Source organism: Polaromonas sp., assembly GCF_016185115.1.
In the GTDB taxonomy this organism is placed as follows: domain Bacteria; phylum Pseudomonadota; class Gammaproteobacteria; order Burkholderiales; family Burkholderiaceae_C; genus Polaromonas.
The window spans coordinates 54,095-71,067 of record NZ_JACPOF010000015.1; the positions used below are offsets into that span (position 1 = coordinate 54,095).

Sequence of the window (16,973 nt, forward strand, 5' to 3'; positions counted from 1 at the left end):
TACCGTCCTCTTTATGAACGAAAACTCCAAACTAAAACTCGCCATCGTTGGTCTTGGCTACGTCGGGTTGCCGCTGGCCGTGGAATTTGGCAAAAAGCGTCCTGTCGTCGGTTTTGACATCAATGCCAGGCGTATCGCCGAGCTTCAGTCGGGCGAGGACCATACGCTAGAAACCGAACCCGAGGAACTGAGTGCGGCCGTCCACCTGTCGTTTTCGACGGACCCCGAGCAACTGCGCAAGTGCAATGTCTTCATCGTGACCGTGCCCACGCCCATCGACGAGCATAAACGTCCCGACCTGACCCCCCTCATCAAGGCCAGCGAAACGATAGGCAAGGTGCTCAAGGCCGGAGATATCGTGATTTACGAATCGACTGTTTATCCCGGCGCTACCGAAGAAGACTGTGTGCCGGTGCTCGAAAAATTCTCCGGCCTCAAGTTCAACCGCGATTTCTATGCGGGCTACAGCCCCGAGCGCATCAACCCCGGAGACAAGGAACACCGCGTGACCACCATCAGGAAGGTCACCTCTGGTTCAACGCCGGAGATTGCCGAGGTGGTCGACGCGCTGTACAACGAGATCATCGTCGCAGGCACCCACAAGGCACCCAGCATCAAGGTCGCCGAGGCTGCCAAGGTGATTGAAAACACCCAGCGTGACCTGAACATAGCGCTCATCAATGAGCTGGCCATGATCTTCAACAAGATGGGCATTGATACCGAAGCCGTGCTCAAGGCGGCCGGAACCAAATGGAATTTCCTGCCATTCCGCCCGGGTCTGGTCGGTGGCCATTGCATAGGCGTCGATCCCTACTACCTGACCCACAAGGCACAAGCGCTCGGCTATCACCCGGAAATCATCCTGGCTGGCAGGCGGCTCAACGACGCCATGGGCGGTTATGCCGTGGCACAGCTCGTCAAGGCGATGACCAGGAAACGAATCCAGGTTGATGGTGCCCGTATATTGGTCATGGGCCTGGCCTTCAAGGAGAACTGCCCGGACCTGCGCAATACCCGTGTGGTCGATATCGTTGCAGAACTCGGGGAGTACAACTGCCAGGTGGATATCTACGATCCATGGATTTCTGCAGAAGAGTCTGTGCATGAATACGGCATCACGCCCATCGAGAAGCCGCAACCGGGTACCTATGACGGCATCATTCTGGCTGTTGCGCACAACGAGTTCCGCGCCATGGGTGCCGAAGGCATTCACGCCTTGGGCAAGTCTGTGCACGTGCTGTATGACCTGAAATACGTGCTGGCAGCCGACGCCGTCGATCTGCGCCTGTAAAGTTGTCAGGCTTCATTCCCCCCGCTGCATACGGGACTACCGAGTCATGAGCGGCCCTGAAACAAAATCGGGCAGGCGCAGGAAGCTGCTGTTTTTTGTCACGGAAGACTGGTACTTCTGTTCCCACCGCTTGCCGCCCGCACGTGCTGCGCTGGCGGCAGGTTATGAGGTCGTGGTTGCCACGCGCGTTGATCGGCGTGGCGAGCAGATAGCCGCCGAAGGTTTCCGGGTCGTCCCCCTGAGCCTGAGCCGGCGTAGCCGCAATCCCCTGCAGGAACTGGCCGCAGTGATGGAGATCGTCCGGATCTACTGGCAAGAGCGTCCTGACATAGTTCACCACGTGGCACTCAAGCCAGTGCTTTACGGATCAGTTGCAGCTCTGTTGCTCCGCAGGCCGGCCGTCGTGAATGCGATGGCGGGCATGGGCTTTCTTTTTACCTCCAGCAGCCGTTCTGCCGGATGGCTCAGGGCTGTCGTGTCGCGTGTTTTCCGCGTGTTGCTCAACGCCGGGCGCAATGTGCTGATTCTTCAAAATCCGGACGACGTTAACCTGATGGTATCCGGGGGCCTGGTGCAGGCTTCGCGTGTGCGGCTGATACGGGGCTCTGGTGTGGATACGCAGCGTTTCCATCCTGCGCCCGAGCCGGACGGCATTCCCGTCGTGATGCTGGCTTCGCGCATGCTGTGGGACAAGGGCGTCGGGGAGTTTGTGGAGGCTGCCAGGCAGCTGCGCGACCGCGGGGTTCATGCACGTTTTGTACTGGTGGGCGATGGCGATCCTGACAATCCGGCGTCCATCCCGGATGAGCAGCTCAAGCTTTGGCATGACAGTGGTGTGGCCGAGTGTTGGGGCCGGTGTGAGGACATGCCGGGTGCTTTTGCCCAGGCGCATATCGTCTGCCTGCCTTCGTACAGGGAAGGCTTGCCCAAGGTGCTGCTTGAAGCAGCAGCCTGCGGCCTGCCGCTGGTCGCCACCGACGCGCCGGGTTGCCGTGAAATTGTGCGTCATGGGGAAAACGGCTTGCTGGTGCCTTTGCGCGACGCGACTGCGCTGGCGCTGGCTATCGAGCGTTTGCTGGCCGATTCCGCACTCAGGGCAAGCATGGGGAAAAAAGGCCGCCGGATGGTTGAAGAGGAATTCTCCGAAGCTTATGTGGCAGGTCAAACACTCGCCGTATACCGGGAAATGTGCGCACCATGAATCGTACTGTGCTGATCACGGGCGCTTCGGGTTTTGTTGGCCGTCATTTGACGATTGCCCTGCGTGCGGCCGGCCGTGACGTACGTGCCGCTTTTCGCTCTGTTCAACCCGCGACTCCGGGCGTTGATTCTGTTCAGGTTGGGAGTCTCGGTCCGGACACCGACTGGACAGGAGCCCTGCACGGCATCGATACCGTGGTTCATCTCGCGGCGCGGGTACACGTCATGCAGGACAAGGTACTGGATCCGCTGGCTGAGTTCAGACGCGTCAATGTCGAAGGTACCCTGGCACTCGCCCGGCAGGCGGCCGCAGCGGGCGTGCGGCGTTTTGTCTTCGTGAGCTCCATCAAGGTCAACGGCGAAACGACATCCCCCGGGAAGCCGTTTACTGCAGACGACACGCCCGCGCCGCAGGATGCCTACGGGATTTCCAAATACGAGGCTGAAACCGGATTGCTGGCACTTTCTGCAGCCACGGGCATGGAGGTGGTCATCATCCGTCCCGTGCTGGTCTATGGCCCTGGCGTCGGTGCCAACTTTCTGTCCATGATGCGCTGGCTTAAGAAAGGTGTACCCCTGCCGCTTGGGGCCATCCGTAACAGGCGCAGCATGGTTGCGCTGGATAACCTTGTTGATCTGATTGCCGTCTGCATGGACCATCCTGCGGCATCCGGGCAGGTGTTTCTGGCCAGCGACGGAGAAGACCTGTCGACGCCTGACCTTCTCCGGCGAACTGCAAGCGCTCTTGGCACGCGGGCCTTTCTGGTGCCCGTTCCTGCGATTTTTCTCAAGGTAGCGGCCGGGCTGATCGGCAAGGGAGATGTCGCGCAGCGTTTGTGTGGCTCGCTGCAGGCGGATATCAGCAAAAACAGGGTATTGCTTGGCTGGACGCCTCCCGTTTCTGTGGATGCGGGCCTGGTCATGGCTGCCCGTCACCTGCCTGACCGCGGGGATTGAGCCTTCCGGCACAATGTTCAGGAAACCTGATTCAACCTTTTCAATTCACCACCATGACCGAACCCGACCTCTCCCACATAGGCCCGCGCGACAAGGCGGAAATCCTGGCGCAGGCCCTGCCTTATATCCGCAAGTTCCACGGCAAGACCATGGTCATCAAATACGGTGGCAATGCCATGACGGACCCCGCACTGCAGGCGGACTTCGCCGAAGACGTGGTGCTGCTCAAGCTGGTCGGCATCAACCCGGTTGTCGTGCACGGCGGCGGGCCGCAGATTGAAACTGCGCTCAATCGCCTGGGTAAAAAGGGCGAGTTCATCCAGGGTATGCGGGTCACTGACGAAGAAACCATGGAAGTTGTGGAGTGGGTTCTGGCAGGGCAGGTTCAGCAGGACATCGTGGGCCTGATCAATCAGGCCGGTGGCAAGGCTGTGGGCCTGACCGGGCGCGACGGCGGCCTGATCCGCGCACAGAAGCTCAAGATGGTGGACAACAAGGACCCCTCCAGGGAACATGACGTGGGTTTCGTCGGTGACATCGTGGCCATTGACCCCAGCGTGGTGAAGGCCCTGCAGGACGACGCCTTCATTCCCGTCATCAGCCCCATCGGGTTTGGCGAGCAGAATGAAAGCTACAACATCAATGCCGATGTGGTGGCGGGCAAACTGGCGACGGTGCTGAAGGCCGAAAAGCTTGTGCTGCTGACCAACACCCCGGGCGTGCTTGACAAGGCGGGCAACCTCCTCACCGACCTGACCGCTCGCGAGATTGATGATCTTTTTGCCGACGGCACCATCTCCGGCGGCATGCTGCCCAAGATCGCCGGCGCGCTGGACGCCGCCAAAAGTGGTGTCAATTCGGTCCACATCATTGACGGCCGCGTACCGCACGCCATGCTGCTTGAAATCCTGACCGAGCAGGCCTTCGGCACCATGATCCGCTCCCATTGAGAGAGCAGGCGGCCGGCATTTCTGACATTTGCCTGTCGGGCCTGATCCGGCTGGTGTATTCCCGAGTAAGGCGCGGCCCCGCAACCCCTATGCTCACGCACTATGCGACTCCTTCTGGTTGAAGACGATGTGATGGTGGCCAGTGGCATCAAGCTGGGCCTGACCGATGCGGGTTATGCCGTGGACTGGGTGGGCAGCGCGGAGCGTGCCGAAGAGGTCATGCTCAAGGAATCCTTTGACGCCGCCATCATCGACATCGGCCTGCCCAAAATCGACGGGCTGGAACTCACCCGGCGGCTTCGCACCAGCGGGCTGACCATGCCGGTGCTCATATTGACGGCGCGTGATGCCCTGCAGGACCGCGTCCAGGGGCTGGACCTTGGTGCTGACGACTACATGGTCAAGCCGTTTGAATTGCCTGAATTGCTGGCACGCCTGCGCGCCCTGCTTCGTCGCTCGCAGGCCGCTACAAGCGCCATTCTGAGTTTTGGTGCGCTTGAACTGGACTCGGCCAGGCGCGAGGCCCGCGCCAATGGTCAACTGATGGAACTGGGTCCGCGCGAATGGACGGTGATGGAGTACCTCCTCATCAACGCGCCCAAGCCGGCCAGCAAGGACAAGCTGCTGCAGGCCCTGACAGGCTGGGACAAGGAAATCACGCCGAACGCCATAGAGGTGTATATCTCGCGCCTGCGCGGCAAGCTGGAACCCTGTGGCATTGCAGTGCGTTCGATCCGTGGTTTTGGTTACCGCCTGGAACTGGTGGAGCCCTTGCCGTCAGTCACCACCGGCGCTGAATAGGTTCCACCCAAGGCTCCCATGAGCTCATCCCGTGGCTCCTGGGCCAGCCGTCTTCAGCAATTTTTCAGCGCGCGAATTCTCGCGACCGGCAGCAGCATGGTGCCCACCGCCATGAAGTCCGGGCTGCAGCGGCGCCTGTTGCTGCTGTTGCTGCTCCCCCTGGGCATTTTTGCGCTGGTCAGCGTTTATTTCGACTACCAGACCGCGGGCAATGTGGCTTTGCAGAAAGACCAGCAGCTGCGTCGACTGATTCCCCTGCTTGCTGATTCCGTCCTTGCGCCGGGGTCGGCGCAGGAGGGCGTGCCGCTTCTGCTGCTGGCGCCCGAGGTCGAGGACTTCATGAAGAGCCGTGCCGGTTCCGCAGGTTTCCGCATTTCGGACTCGGCCGGGGGTTTTCTGATTGGCGAGGGTTGGATTGCCGGGGTTGTTCCCGCAACCTATGAGCCCGAATTCCAGAGCGTCGAGGAGGACGGCATCACCTACCGCCTTGTCGCCCAGCGTGTGGAAACCGCAGCTGGTGAACTGATTCTCCAGCTCGCAGACGGATCGGACGCTCGCCAGCAGTGGGTGAGATCGGTGTGGCTCAAGGTCTTGCTGCCCAACCTGGTGCTGGTCATCGTTGCCGGTTTTGCCGTGAACTGGGCTGTCACTCGCGCGCTCAGGCCCCTGATTGAACTCACGGATGCGGTCGAGCGGCGCAGCCCCCGCGACCTCAGCGCCATCGATCCGCAGGCCACGCCGGTGGAAGTGCAGCCGCTGGTCAGCGCCCTCAACCGGCTGTTCGGGCTGGTCAATGCGCAGGCTGAGGGCCAGCGCCGGTTTGTGGCTGATGCTGCGCACCAGCTGCGTACACCGCTGGCGGGTTTGCAGGCCCAGGTTGAAGCCTGGGCGCAACAGGCGCGTGCCGCCCAGGGCAAAGGGGCGGGTGCAGGCAATGCTGCGGTGACCTTGCCCGCGGACAAGATACTGCGTTTGCGGGCTGCCACCCGGCGTACCTCCCAACTGGCCAATCAGTTGCTGGCGCTGTCCCGGGCCGATGCGTCCACGGCCGCGGCGCAGCCCATGCAGCGGGTGGACCTCAAGGATTTGTGCGAGTCCATCCTGCCGCTGCACCTGGATGCAGCCACGGCCAAAGGCATTGACCTCGGCCTTGATGCAAAGCCGGCCCAGGCCAGCGCCTACGAGTGGCTGCTGCGCGAGTTGCTCAACAACCTGGTGGACAACGCCGTCAAATACACGCCTGCCGGCGGCACTGTCACGATCCGCTGCGGCACGCTGGACTCCCGCAGTGCCATGGCGCAAGAGTCTGCCAATCGCTCGTTTGGCGTCTTTCTGGAAGTGGAGGACGATGGTCCTGGAATCGCAGCGGAAGAGCGCGCCAGGGCATTGCAGCGTTTCTACCGGGTCCTGGGTACGGTCGGTGAAGGCAATGGTTTGGGCCTGGCGATTGCCGATGAAATCGCCCGGGTGCACCACTCCCAGCTCGAGCTTGATGACGCCGGCCACGGCCCCGAAGGTGTCGGTGGGCTGAGGGTGCGCCTTCGGCTGTAAGCCAAAAGTGGGCATGGCTGGCCTGCCTTGCGGTTTTGCGCCTGACCTTGAACTGCCTGGTTGTTCTTTTTACCCCACGGCCCAGGCCAGACCGGGGTGCCTCCCGGGGGGAATCCAGAGGGCGCTGTGCGAGAATGAATTGAAACGATACCCGGTTTTTTGAAACAAACTCCCTCAACCCGAACGCCCATATGTCCGACCTGACGCTCGATGCCGAACAGAGTCCTGATGCCCCGTCCGCCGCAGCCGACGCGCCGGTTCGCAAAAGGCCCAAGCCGGGTGAGCGCAGGGTCCAGATCCTGGAGGCGCTGGCCACCATGCTGGAACAGCCGGGTGCAGAGCGCATCACCACATCGGCGCTGGCGGCGAGGCTCGAAGTAAGTGAGGCCGCACTCTACCGTCACTTCGCCAGCAAGGCCCAGATGTTTGAGGGCCTCATCGAGTTCATAGAGCAAAGCGTTTTTACCTTGGTCAACCAGATCGGCGAGCGTGAGGCCGATCATGCCCTGCGCACCCGCAAGCTGGTGGTGATGGTCCTGCAATTTGGCGAAAAGAACCCCGGCATGACCCGTGTCATGGTTGGTGATGCACTTGTATTTGAGAACGATCGCCTGCAGGAACGCATGAACCAGTTTTTCGACAAACTGGAATCCAGCCTCAAGCAGAGCCTGCGTGATGCGGCCACGGCCAGCGGTGCCGCCACCCCGACGGTTGATGCCCAGGTGCGTGCTTCTGTCATCGTGTCCTTCATGGTTGGCCGCCTGCAGCGCTTTGCTCGTTCAGGCTTCAAGCGCCTGCCGTCCGAGCATCTGGACGCCAGCCTCGCCATCATCCTGTCCTGAGTTCATGTCGGGGTTGCCGGTGCCTGCCGGTGACCGCTTTGTGATCCGCGCTCTCGTCCATACTCCAGATTCATCAATAAAACCAAGGAAGCACCATGAAACTCGTTCGCTATGGCAACCCCGGAAAAGAAAAACCAGGCCTGATTGATACCGAAGGCAAGCTGCGTGACCTCAGCGCACATGTCAAGGACTTCGGGCCGGCCGAGCTGAGCGCGGCATCTCTTGCCAAACTGCGCAAGATCAAGACCGACAAGCTGCCGCTGGTCAAGGGCTCGCCGCGCATGGGTTGCCCCGTCACCGGTTCGCGCAAGTTCGTGGCCATAGGCCTGAACTACGCAGACCACGCAGCCGAGGCCGGTCTTCCGCTGCCCAAAGAGCCCGTGATTTTCATGAAGCCCACCAGCTGCATCCAGGGCCCGGACGACAACGTCATGCTGCCCAAGGGCTCGGTCAAGGGTGACTGGGAAATCGAACTCGGCCTGGTCATAGGTACGCGCGCCCGTTATGTTTCGCAGAAAGACGCCCTGAGCCACGTTGCCGGTTATTGCGTTATTAACGATGTGAGCGAGCGGGAGTTCCAGATCGAGCGCGGCGGCACCTGGGACAAGGGCAAAGGGTGCGATACCTTCGGCCCCATCGGCCCGTGGCTGGTGACCAGCGATGAAGTGCCCAACCCGCAAAAGCTGGACATGTGGCTGGACCTCAACGGCGAGCGCATGCAGAGCGGTTCGACCAAGACCATGATTTTCAGCGTGGCCAAACTCGTGAGCTACGTCAGCCAGTTCATGACGCTGGAACCCGGTGACATCATCACCACCGGCACGCCACCTGGCGTCGGCATGGGCAAGAAGAAGGATGGCAAATCTGCGCCCATCTTCCTGAAAAAGGGCGACGTGATGACGGCCGGCATCAGCGGCCTTGGTGACCAGCGCCAGCTGGTCGTGCCTTTCAAGCTTTAAGACAAGACAGTCCCCAAAAGCCATGGGCAGCAGCCCATGGTTGTCCAAGGGTTAACCCGCGACTCACCTAGAGCGCAGACCCTATAAATCCTGCTTTGTTTAAGTAAATGACTTGACGGACAGCAATTTGCTGCAAAATAGAACGACCGTTCGTTTTATTCCTTTCATGTCTGGATGCCATGTCCGTCACTGACTTATCTGCCAAAGCCGCCCGCCCGTCAAAGGACACCCTGGGTGGCCGTGAAGTGCAGTCCGGCGCCCCTGCCATGCACAAGGGCCAGCAAACCAAGGCCGCGATTGTTGATGCGGCCTTGGGTCTGGCGACACAGATAGGCCTGGAAGGCCTGAGCATTGGCGCGCTGGCAGAGGTCATGCACATGAGCAAGTCGGGCGTGTTTGCCCACTTCGGCTCGCGTGAAGAACTGCAGATTTCCGTCATCCGTGAGTACCACACGCGGTTTGAAGAAGAGGTTTTTTACCCCGCGCTCCGCCAGCCGCGTGGCCTGCCACGTTTGCAGGCGCTGTTCCAGAACTGGATGGTGCGTACATCCACCGAAATCGATTCAGGTTGCCTTTACATAGGCGGCGCTGTGGAATTTGACGACCGGCCTGGCCCGGTGCGTGATGCACTCGCCGGCTCCGTCCAAACCTGGCTGGCAGCCATGTACCGTGCTGTTGTACAGGCCAAGGAAACCGGTCACCTTCGCGCCGACGCCGAAGAGCACCAGATGGCTTTTGAGATTCACGGCCTCATCCTCGCGCTGCATTACGAGGCCCGCTTCCTCAAGACGCCCGGTTCCATGGACCGCGCCAACGCAGGTTTCGCCAACATCATCAAACGTTATGGCAACGAGGCCGTTGTGTCCTCTATTGCCGCCAGAAAATCAACCAAAGCCTCCAAGGAGTAATTCAGCAATGCCCATCTACAACCCACCGCTTCGCGACATGCAATTTGTCATGCACGAGGTGTTCAAGGTCACCGATGAATTCAAGGCCATGCCAAAGCATGCCGACGTTGACGTCGACACCATCAATGCGGTGCTTGAGGAAGCCGGCAAGTTCGCCTCGCAGGTCACTTTTCCGCTGAACATCAGTGGTGATGAAGAGGGCTGCAAGCTGGACAAGACCACGCATGAAGTCACACCACCCACGGGTTTCAAGGACGCCTACAAACAGTATGTTGAAGGCGGCTGGGCCGCACTGAGCTGCGACCCGGAATATGGCGGCCAGGGCCTGCCTTTTGTGATGAACCAGTGCCTCTACGAAATGCTGAACTCGGCCAACCAGGCCTGGACCATGTACCCAGGCCTCTCGCATGGTGCTTACGAAGCCCTGCATGCGCACGGCACGGACGAGCAGAAAAAACTCTACCTGCCCAAGCTCACAAGCGGTGAATGGACCGGCACCATGTGCCTGACCGAGCCGCATTGCGGCACCGACCTCGGCATGCTTAGAACCAAAGCCGAACCACAGCCCGATGGCACTTACAAACTCACCGGCAACAAGATCTTCATCAGTGCCGGTGAACACGACATGGCCGACAACATCGTGCACCTGGTGCTGGCACGCCTGCCGGACGCGCCGCAGGGCAGCAAGGGCATCAGCCTGTTTGCCGTGCCCAAGTTCAATGTGGCCGCTGACGGCTCCATCGGCTCGCGCAACGGCATTTACTGCGGCGGCCTCGAACACAAGATGGGCATTCACGGCAATGCCACAGCGCAGATGGTGCTCGAAGACGCCGTCGGCACCATGGTGGGCGCGCCCAACAAAGGGCTGGCTGCAATGTTTGTGATGATGAACGCGGCCCGCCTCGGCGTGGGCAACCAGTCACTCGGCCTGACTGAAGTGGCTTACCAGAATGCGCTGGCCTACGCGAAGGATCGCATCCAGATGCGTTCGCTCTCCGGCGTAAAAGCCAAAGACAAACCAGCCGATCCCATCATCGTGCACCCCGATGTGCGCAAGATGCTGCTCACCGCCAAGGCCTATGCCGAAGGCGGCCGCGCGCTCGCCATTTATTGCACCGTGCTGCTCGACAAGGAACTGCATCACCCTGATGAGCAAGTGCGCAAGGACTCCGCAGAAATCGTTGCGCTGCTCACACCCATCGTCAAGGCCTTCCTGACCGACAACGGCCACATCGCCACCAACGCCTGCATGCAGGTTTTCGGCGGCCACGGCTTCATCAAGGAATGGGGCATGGAGCAGTTTGTGCGCGACAACCGCATCAACATGATCTATGAAGGCACCAACACCATCCAGTCGCTGGACCTGTTAGGCCGCAAGATACTGGGCAACAACGGCGCCACACTGAAGAAATTCGGCAAGGTAATCGGCGCGCTGATCGCGGAAGAAGGCGTCAATGAAAAGATGGCCGAGTTCATCAACCCGCTGGCCTATCTGGCGGACCAGATGACCAAGTTCACAACCGAACTCGGCTTCAAGGGTTTCCAGAACCCCGATGAAGTGGGCGCCGCAGCCGTCGATTACCTGCGGGTGGCCGGCCACCTGGTGTTCGGTTATTTCTGGGCCCGCATGGCACAAACAGCGCTGCGTGAAATCGCTGCCGGCAACACCGACAAGTTCTACGTTGCAAAACTGCAGACCGCGCGCTTTTATTTCGCCAAGCTCTTCCCCGAGACCGCGACGCTGATGCGTACTGCGCGCGCTGGCAGCAAGTCGCTGATGGAAACCGACGAAGCATTGGCTTAGGGCCTGCTCGCACTATTTTCAGGAGATGCGTTGTGAGTCAAAAAGGCTGTGAGCAAGGCGCAAAACGCAGATGGGGTAGACCCCATCAAGGCTTTGCAACGCCGCGCACGGCCTTTTTGATCACAACCCGTAGGGAACGGGGTGAAAACAGCGCCACTCGGCGTTGCACTCCTAGGCAAGGCAAGAGCCTTGCCGTCGTCGCGCGCCTTGATTGGCGCTGTTTTCACCGCGTTCGCACTCCTGAAAATAGTGCGAGCAGGCCCTTACACCCCGCCTGCGTCTCACTTCGTGTAGGCGCGACCCCCCTTCCAGGGGCGGCAGCTGTGGCCCGGCGAAGCCGGTTCCACGCTGCCACTGGCAGGGTCCGACAGATACGTTAATGACAAGGAATAGAACATGTCACGTTTTCAGGTAAAAAAAGTCGCCGTTTTGGGCGCTGGCGTCATGGGCGCGCAGATTGCCGCGCATCTGGTCAACCTCAAGGTGCCTGTGGTGCTGTTCGACCTGCCCGCAAAGGAAGGCCCGAAGAACGGCATCGTCATCAAGGCGGTCGAGGGCCTGAAAAAGCTCAAGCCTGCACCGCTGGGTGTGCCTGAAGATGCGGCGCTGATCCAGCAGGCCAACTATGAAGAGAACATGGATGTGCTCAAGGAGTGCGACCTCATCATCGAGGCCATTGCCGAGCGCATGGACTGGAAGACCGACCTGTATCACAAGATCGCGCCCTTTATTGCCGAAGGCGCCATCGTGGCCAGCAACACCTCGGGCCTGTCGATCACCAAACTCAGCGAGGCGCTGCCCGAATCCATCAAGCCGCGTTTTTGCGGCATCCACTTCTTCAACCCGCCGCGCTACATGACGCTGGTCGAGCTGATCAACACACCGACCACCGAGCCCAAAGTACTTGACGACCTGGAAGCCTTTGTCACCAGCGCACTCGGCAAGGGCGTCATCCGTGCGCACGACACGCCCAACTTCATCGCCAACCGCGTTGGCATCGCCGGCATGCTGGCCATCATCAAACAGACTGAAGCTTTCGGCCTGACCTACGACGTGGTCGACGACCTGACCGGCAAGAAGCTGGGCCGCGCCAGCTCCGGCACCTTCCGCACGGCGGACGTGGTGGGTCTGGACACCATGGCACACGTCGTCAAGACGCTGCAGGACAACCTCGGCCCGGACAAAACGCCTGACCCGTTCTCGGACATGTACGGCACACCTCCCGTGCTCGCCAAACTGCTGGAGTCCAAAAACCTGGGCCAGAAGACAGGCGCAGGTTTTTACAAGAAGATTGGCCGCGACATCATGCGGCTCGACCCGGAGTCCATGGAGTACGTGGCCGGTGGCGCCAAGGCGAATGATGTCGTCGGCCGCATGCTGAAAAAGCCTGCGGGGGAACGCCTCAAGCTGCTGCGAGAAGCCGAGGGCGCCGAAGCGCGCTTCCTGTGGGCCATCCTGCGTGACCAGTTTCATTACGCTGCCGTGCATCTTGAAAGCATTGCCGAAACGGCACGCGACATCGACTTCGCCATGCGCTGGGGCTTTGGTTCGAAGCAGGGGCCGTTTGAACTCTGGCAACAGGCCGGCTGGAAGCAGGTCGCCGAATGGATCAGGGAAGACATTGATTCTGGCAAGGCGATCTCCAAAGCGCCGCTGCCCGACTGGGTGTTCAAGGGCCCGGTGGCCGATGCCGGCGGCGTGCATACCGCTGAAGGCTCATGGAGCGCATCGGCCAAAAAATTCATTCCCCGCCGCCAGTTGCCGGTGTACGAACGCCAGTTTTTCCCCGAAGACGTGCTGGGTTCAAAAGCTGCGGACTTCGCCACAGCCGGCACCACGCTGCATGAAGACGATGCCATCCGCCTCTGGACGCTGCCAGCGCCGAATGATGATGTGCTGATTGCCAGCATCAAGACCAAGATGCACGCCATCAGCCCCGACGTGGCCGAAGGCCTGGCGATGGCAGTCGACCTGGCCGAGAAGGATTACAAGGGTGTGGTCATCTGGTCCAACGACGAGATGTTCTCTGCGGGCGCCGACCTGCAGGGCATGCTGCCGGCCTTCATGGCGGGCGGCGTAAAGATGATCGAAGGCATTGAGGCCGAGCTGCAGCAGGTCATGCTCAAGCTGCGCTATTCGACCGTGCCGGTGGTGGCGGCAGTGCGCGGCCTGGCGCTGGGCGGTGGTTGCGAGATGGCGGTGTACTCGGCCAAACGCGTCGCCGCGATGGAAAGCTATATCGGCCTGGTTGAAGTCGGCGTGGGCCTGGTGCCCGGCGCGGGCGGCCTGGCCTACATCGCCCGCCGTGCTGCAGAAAATGCCACGACATCCACCAACAAGGACATGCTGCCCTTCCTGACTGAAGGCTTCACCGCTGCAGCCATGGCAAAGGTCGGCACCAGCGCCATTGAGAGCCGCAAGATCGGCTACCTGCTCGACAGCGACATCATCGTGCCGAACAAGGACGAGCTTCTGTTCGTGGCCATGAACGAGGCGCGCGCGATGTTCAACTCCGGCTACCGCGCACCGCACAAGCGCCAGTTCCCGGTGGTGGGCCGCAGTGGCCTCGCCACCATCAAGGGGCAGTTGGTCAACATGCGCGACGGCGGTTTTATCAGCGCACACGACTTCCACATCGCCAGCCTGATCGCCAACGTGGTGTGCGGCGGTGATGTCGATGCCGGCACCATGGTGACCGAAGAATATTTGATGACGCTGGAGCGCAAGGCCTTCTGTTCACTGCTTGAAAACCCAAAAACGCAAGAGCGGATCATGGGAATGATGAGCACGGGCAAGCCTGTCCGCAACTGAACATGCAACACCCACCCAACCGCCTGGAGCGGCAACTCGAGCGCCTGGAAGAAGTGCCGGCTTTTGCACGCACCTGGTTCCGTAGCGTTGTGCTGCGCCGCGCCGTGCCGTTTACCGGTACCGCAGGCCTGCGCTTTGTCGAGATGTCGCAGGAGCGCACAGAGATCGCCATCGACAACGTCAAGAAGGTGCAGAACCACATCGGTGGTGTGCACGCCTCGGCCATGAACCTGCTGGCTGAAACCGCGACAGGCATGGTGGTGGGCATGAATGTGCGTGACGACTGCATTCCGCTGGCCAAGGAAATGAGGATGGCGTTCAAAAAACGCGCTACCGGTGGTTTGCGCGCTGTCGCCACGCTCACACCCGAGCAGCGCGCGGCCATGGCGGCCAGCGACAAGGGTGAAGTGACAGTGCAGGTCACCGTGACAGACGAGGCCGGCATCAACCCGGTCGAGTGCGAATTTGTATGGGCCTGGATTCCATCCGGCCCTCGAAACGAATAGACAGCTCAGACAGAGCAAACGAAGTAACCGAAATCCCAAGGAACACATCATGGCCAAACAAGTCCAGGAAGCCTATATCGTTGCCGCCACGCGCACGCCCATCGGGCGCTCGGGTCGGGGTTATTTCCGCAATATGCGGCCCGACGACCTGCTGGTGAAAGCTTTGCAGGCGGCGCTGGCGCAGGTGCCTTCGCTCGACCCCAAGGCGATTGAAGACATCATCTGCGGCTGTGCGATTCCGGAAGGCCCGCAGGGCCTGAATGTGGCGCGCATTGGCGCCGTGCTCGCCGGCCTGCCGACCAGTGTGGGTGGCATCACCGTCAACCGCTTCTGTGCGTCCGGCCTGTCGGCCATACAGATGGCGGCGGACCGCATTCGTGTGGGTGAGGCTGACGTCATGATTGCTGCAGGTACCGAAAGCATGAGCATGGTGCCCATGTCGGGCAACTCACCTTCGCTGTCGCCCAACATGTTCATGAATGACGAGAACGTCGGCATCGCCTACGGCATGGGCCTGACGGCCGAGAAGGTCGCGCAGCAGTGGAAGGTCAGCCGCGAGGCGCAGGACCAGTTCGCACTGGAGTCGCACCAGAAAGCCATGAAGGCGCAACAGGCCGGCGAGTTCACGGCAGAGATCACACCCGTCGAAGTGACCGACCGCACGGCGAATCTGGAAACAGGTGAAGTTGTCAGCAAGACCCGCACCGTCAACCTCGACGAAGGCCCGCGCCCCGACACTTCGCTCGAAGGACTGGCCAAACTCAAGACCGTGTTCGCGGCGCGCGGTTCAGTCACAGCCGGGAACAGCTCACAGACGTCCGACGGCGCCGGCGCACTGGTGCTGGCCAGTGAGAAGGCCGTGAAGGACTTCGGCCTGAAACCGCTTGCGCGTTTTGTCAGCTACGCCGCCAAGGGCGTGCCGCCCGAGATCATGGGCATTGGCCCGATTGAAGCGATTCCCGCTGCGCTGCGCTACGCCGGCCTGCAGCAACAGGACATCGACTGGTTTGAATTGAACGAGGCGTTTGCCGCCCAGTCGCTCGCCGTCATCAACACGCTCAAGCTCGACGCCAGCAAGGTCAACCGTATGGGCGGCGCCATCGCGCTGGGTCACCCGCTGGGCGCGACCGGTGCGATCCGCGCGGCCACAGTGATCCACGCGCTGCACCGTCATCAGCTCAAGTACGGCATGGTGACCATGTGTGTCGGTATGGGCCAGGGTGCAGCCGGCATCTTCGAACGCGTTTAAGCCTTGCAGGGCGCTGGAACGGGAAAAGTTAAGTTCCAGCTTAATAAAGTTAATATGGAAGTTAACTTTTTGCCTTGCAGCAGCCAGAAAACCGGTTTTAAAGTCAAAAAATGCCTTAAATACCGGCTTTTCGGGCATCAAATCGGCCTCCAGCCCTTTAGACAAGCGCGTGAAGAGCTATCAAAATGATAGTAAATGGAAGTTAAAAATAGTACTGGAGACGCGATGCAGACCCGGACATTGATGACATCAGGCGCAAGCTTGTCGCTGAAGGTCTACGACAGTGCCGACAGCCACGCCAGCGTGGTCATAGGCGGTGCGATGGGTGTGCGGCAGGACTACTACGCCGCGTTTGCGCAGTGGCTGTGTCGCCAGGGCTTTCGGGTCACGACCTTTGACTACCGTGGCTCCGGCGATTCCTTGCCTGACACCGCTCATGGCGGCCTGCGGGGCTTCAGGGCGAATCTGTTTGACTGGGCTGCCGATTACGCAGCCGTCATTGACGACGCCAAGGCTGCCTTGCCCGATGCGCCGCTTTATCTTCTGGGCCACAGCCTGGGCGCACAACTTCCCGGGCTCCTCACCAACCAGCACAGGGTCAACGGCCTGCTGAGCGTGGCAGCGGGCAGCGGCTACTGGCGCGACAACGCACCGCAGCTCAGGCGGTTGATTCTCTATTTCTGGTACGTGCTGGTTCCGGTCGCAACCCGGCTGTTCGGCTATTTCCCTGGCCGCAGGCTTAAAAAAGTCGGCGACCTGCCTGCCGGTGTGATGCTTCAGTGGCGTCGCTGGTGCCTGAACCCGCACTACAGCGTGGGCGCAGAAGGCGGGGGCGCACGCCAGAGCTACGGCCGCGTCGGCTTTCCCGTACGCGCGCTGTCCATCACCGACGATGAGCTCATGACCCTGCGCGGCACGCACAACCTGATCAACCTGTACGCCAACGCGCCGCGCAGCGTTGAGCAGATTGCGCCTGCTGACGTGCAGGCCAAACGCATCGGGCACTTCGGCTTCTTTCGCGAGCAGTTCAGCAGCACCCTGTGGCCGCGCAGCCTGAAGATACTGGGCGACATGGCGAAACTACCGCCTTCAGGCGTCACGAATACGACTGTCTGATCGCGCAGTTCAGGGCAAACTCAAGCGC

The 16,973-nt window shown here is 60.7% G+C and carries 14 protein-coding genes; all 14 read left to right on the forward strand.

What is annotated here, in order from left to right; genetic code table 11:
• The first annotated feature begins 13 nt into the window (after positions 1-13).
• The 14 genes from tviB (at position 14) to HYX42_RS06800 (ending at position 16,945) form a co-directional block, all read left to right on the forward strand.
• Positions 14-1,291 carry a Vi polysaccharide biosynthesis UDP-N-acetylglucosamine C-6 dehydrogenase TviB gene (gene tviB, locus HYX42_RS06735; protein WP_293401174.1) on the forward strand — a complete coding sequence of 426 codons (1,278 nt, stop codon included), beginning with the start codon at positions 14-16 and terminating at the stop codon, positions 1,289-1,291.
• Positions 1,292-1,337: 46 nt separating this feature from the next.
• Complete coding sequence (locus tag HYX42_RS06740) at positions 1,338-2,492, forward strand: glycosyltransferase family 4 protein (RefSeq protein ID WP_293401176.1); 1,155 nt, start codon at positions 1,338-1,340, stop codon at positions 2,490-2,492.
• Positions 2,489-3,448: an SDR family oxidoreductase gene (locus HYX42_RS06745; protein WP_293401178.1), complete on the forward strand. Its 960-nt coding sequence runs from the start codon at positions 2,489-2,491 to the stop codon at positions 3,446-3,448. The genes HYX42_RS06740 and HYX42_RS06745 overlap by 4 nt, the downstream gene beginning before the upstream one ends.
• A gap of 53 nt (positions 3,449-3,501) precedes the next feature.
• The gene (gene argB / locus HYX42_RS06750; RefSeq protein ID WP_293401180.1) at positions 3,502-4,398 is read left to right on the forward strand and encodes an acetylglutamate kinase; all 897 of its coding nucleotides are present in this window, start codon (positions 3,502-3,504) and stop codon (positions 4,396-4,398) included.
• Positions 4,399-4,500: 102 nt separating this feature from the next.
• The gene (locus HYX42_RS06755; RefSeq protein ID WP_293401182.1) at positions 4,501-5,199 is read left to right on the forward strand and encodes a response regulator transcription factor; all 699 of its coding nucleotides are present in this window, start codon (positions 4,501-4,503) and stop codon (positions 5,197-5,199) included.
• A gap of 111 nt (positions 5,200-5,310) precedes the next feature.
• On the forward strand, positions 5,311-6,750 hold the full coding sequence (locus tag HYX42_RS06760; RefSeq protein ID WP_293402410.1) for a sensor histidine kinase: 1,440 nt from the start codon (positions 5,311-5,313) through the stop codon (positions 6,748-6,750).
• 191 nt (positions 6,751-6,941) lie between these two features.
• Complete coding sequence (gene slmA / locus HYX42_RS06765) at positions 6,942-7,592, forward strand: nucleoid occlusion factor SlmA (protein ID WP_293401184.1); 651 nt, start codon at positions 6,942-6,944, stop codon at positions 7,590-7,592.
• 95 nt (positions 7,593-7,687) lie between these two features.
• Positions 7,688-8,551, forward strand: coding sequence for a fumarylacetoacetate hydrolase family protein (locus HYX42_RS06770; RefSeq protein WP_293401186.1), 864 nt, complete (start codon positions 7,688-7,690; stop codon positions 8,549-8,551).
• A gap of 266 nt (positions 8,552-8,817) precedes the next feature.
• On the forward strand, positions 8,818-9,459 hold the full coding sequence (locus HYX42_RS06775; protein WP_293402412.1) for a TetR/AcrR family transcriptional regulator: 642 nt from the start codon (positions 8,818-8,820) through the stop codon (positions 9,457-9,459).
• 7 nt (positions 9,460-9,466) lie between these two features.
• Positions 9,467-11,263, forward strand: a complete 1,797-nt coding sequence (locus tag HYX42_RS06780) for an acyl-CoA dehydrogenase C-terminal domain-containing protein (protein WP_293401188.1) — start codon at positions 9,467-9,469, stop codon at positions 11,261-11,263.
• A gap of 396 nt (positions 11,264-11,659) precedes the next feature.
• On the forward strand, positions 11,660-14,074 hold the full coding sequence (locus tag HYX42_RS06785; RefSeq protein ID WP_293401190.1) for a 3-hydroxyacyl-CoA dehydrogenase/enoyl-CoA hydratase family protein: 2,415 nt from the start codon (positions 11,660-11,662) through the stop codon (positions 14,072-14,074).
• A 2-nt stretch (positions 14,075-14,076) separates the two neighbouring features.
• A complete protein-coding gene (locus HYX42_RS06790; RefSeq protein WP_293401192.1) occupies positions 14,077-14,580 on the forward strand; it encodes a DUF4442 domain-containing protein in 504 nt (167 codons plus the stop codon).
• Between the two features lie 49 nt (positions 14,581-14,629).
• On the forward strand, positions 14,630-15,829 hold the full coding sequence (locus HYX42_RS06795; RefSeq protein WP_293401194.1) for an acetyl-CoA C-acyltransferase: 1,200 nt from the start codon (positions 14,630-14,632) through the stop codon (positions 15,827-15,829).
• A 225-nt stretch (positions 15,830-16,054) separates the two neighbouring features.
• Positions 16,055-16,945 (forward strand): alpha/beta fold hydrolase, encoded by an 891-nt coding sequence (locus tag HYX42_RS06800; protein WP_293401196.1) that lies wholly within the window; start codon positions 16,055-16,057, stop codon positions 16,943-16,945.
• The last annotated feature ends 28 nt before the right edge of the window (positions 16,946-16,973 follow it).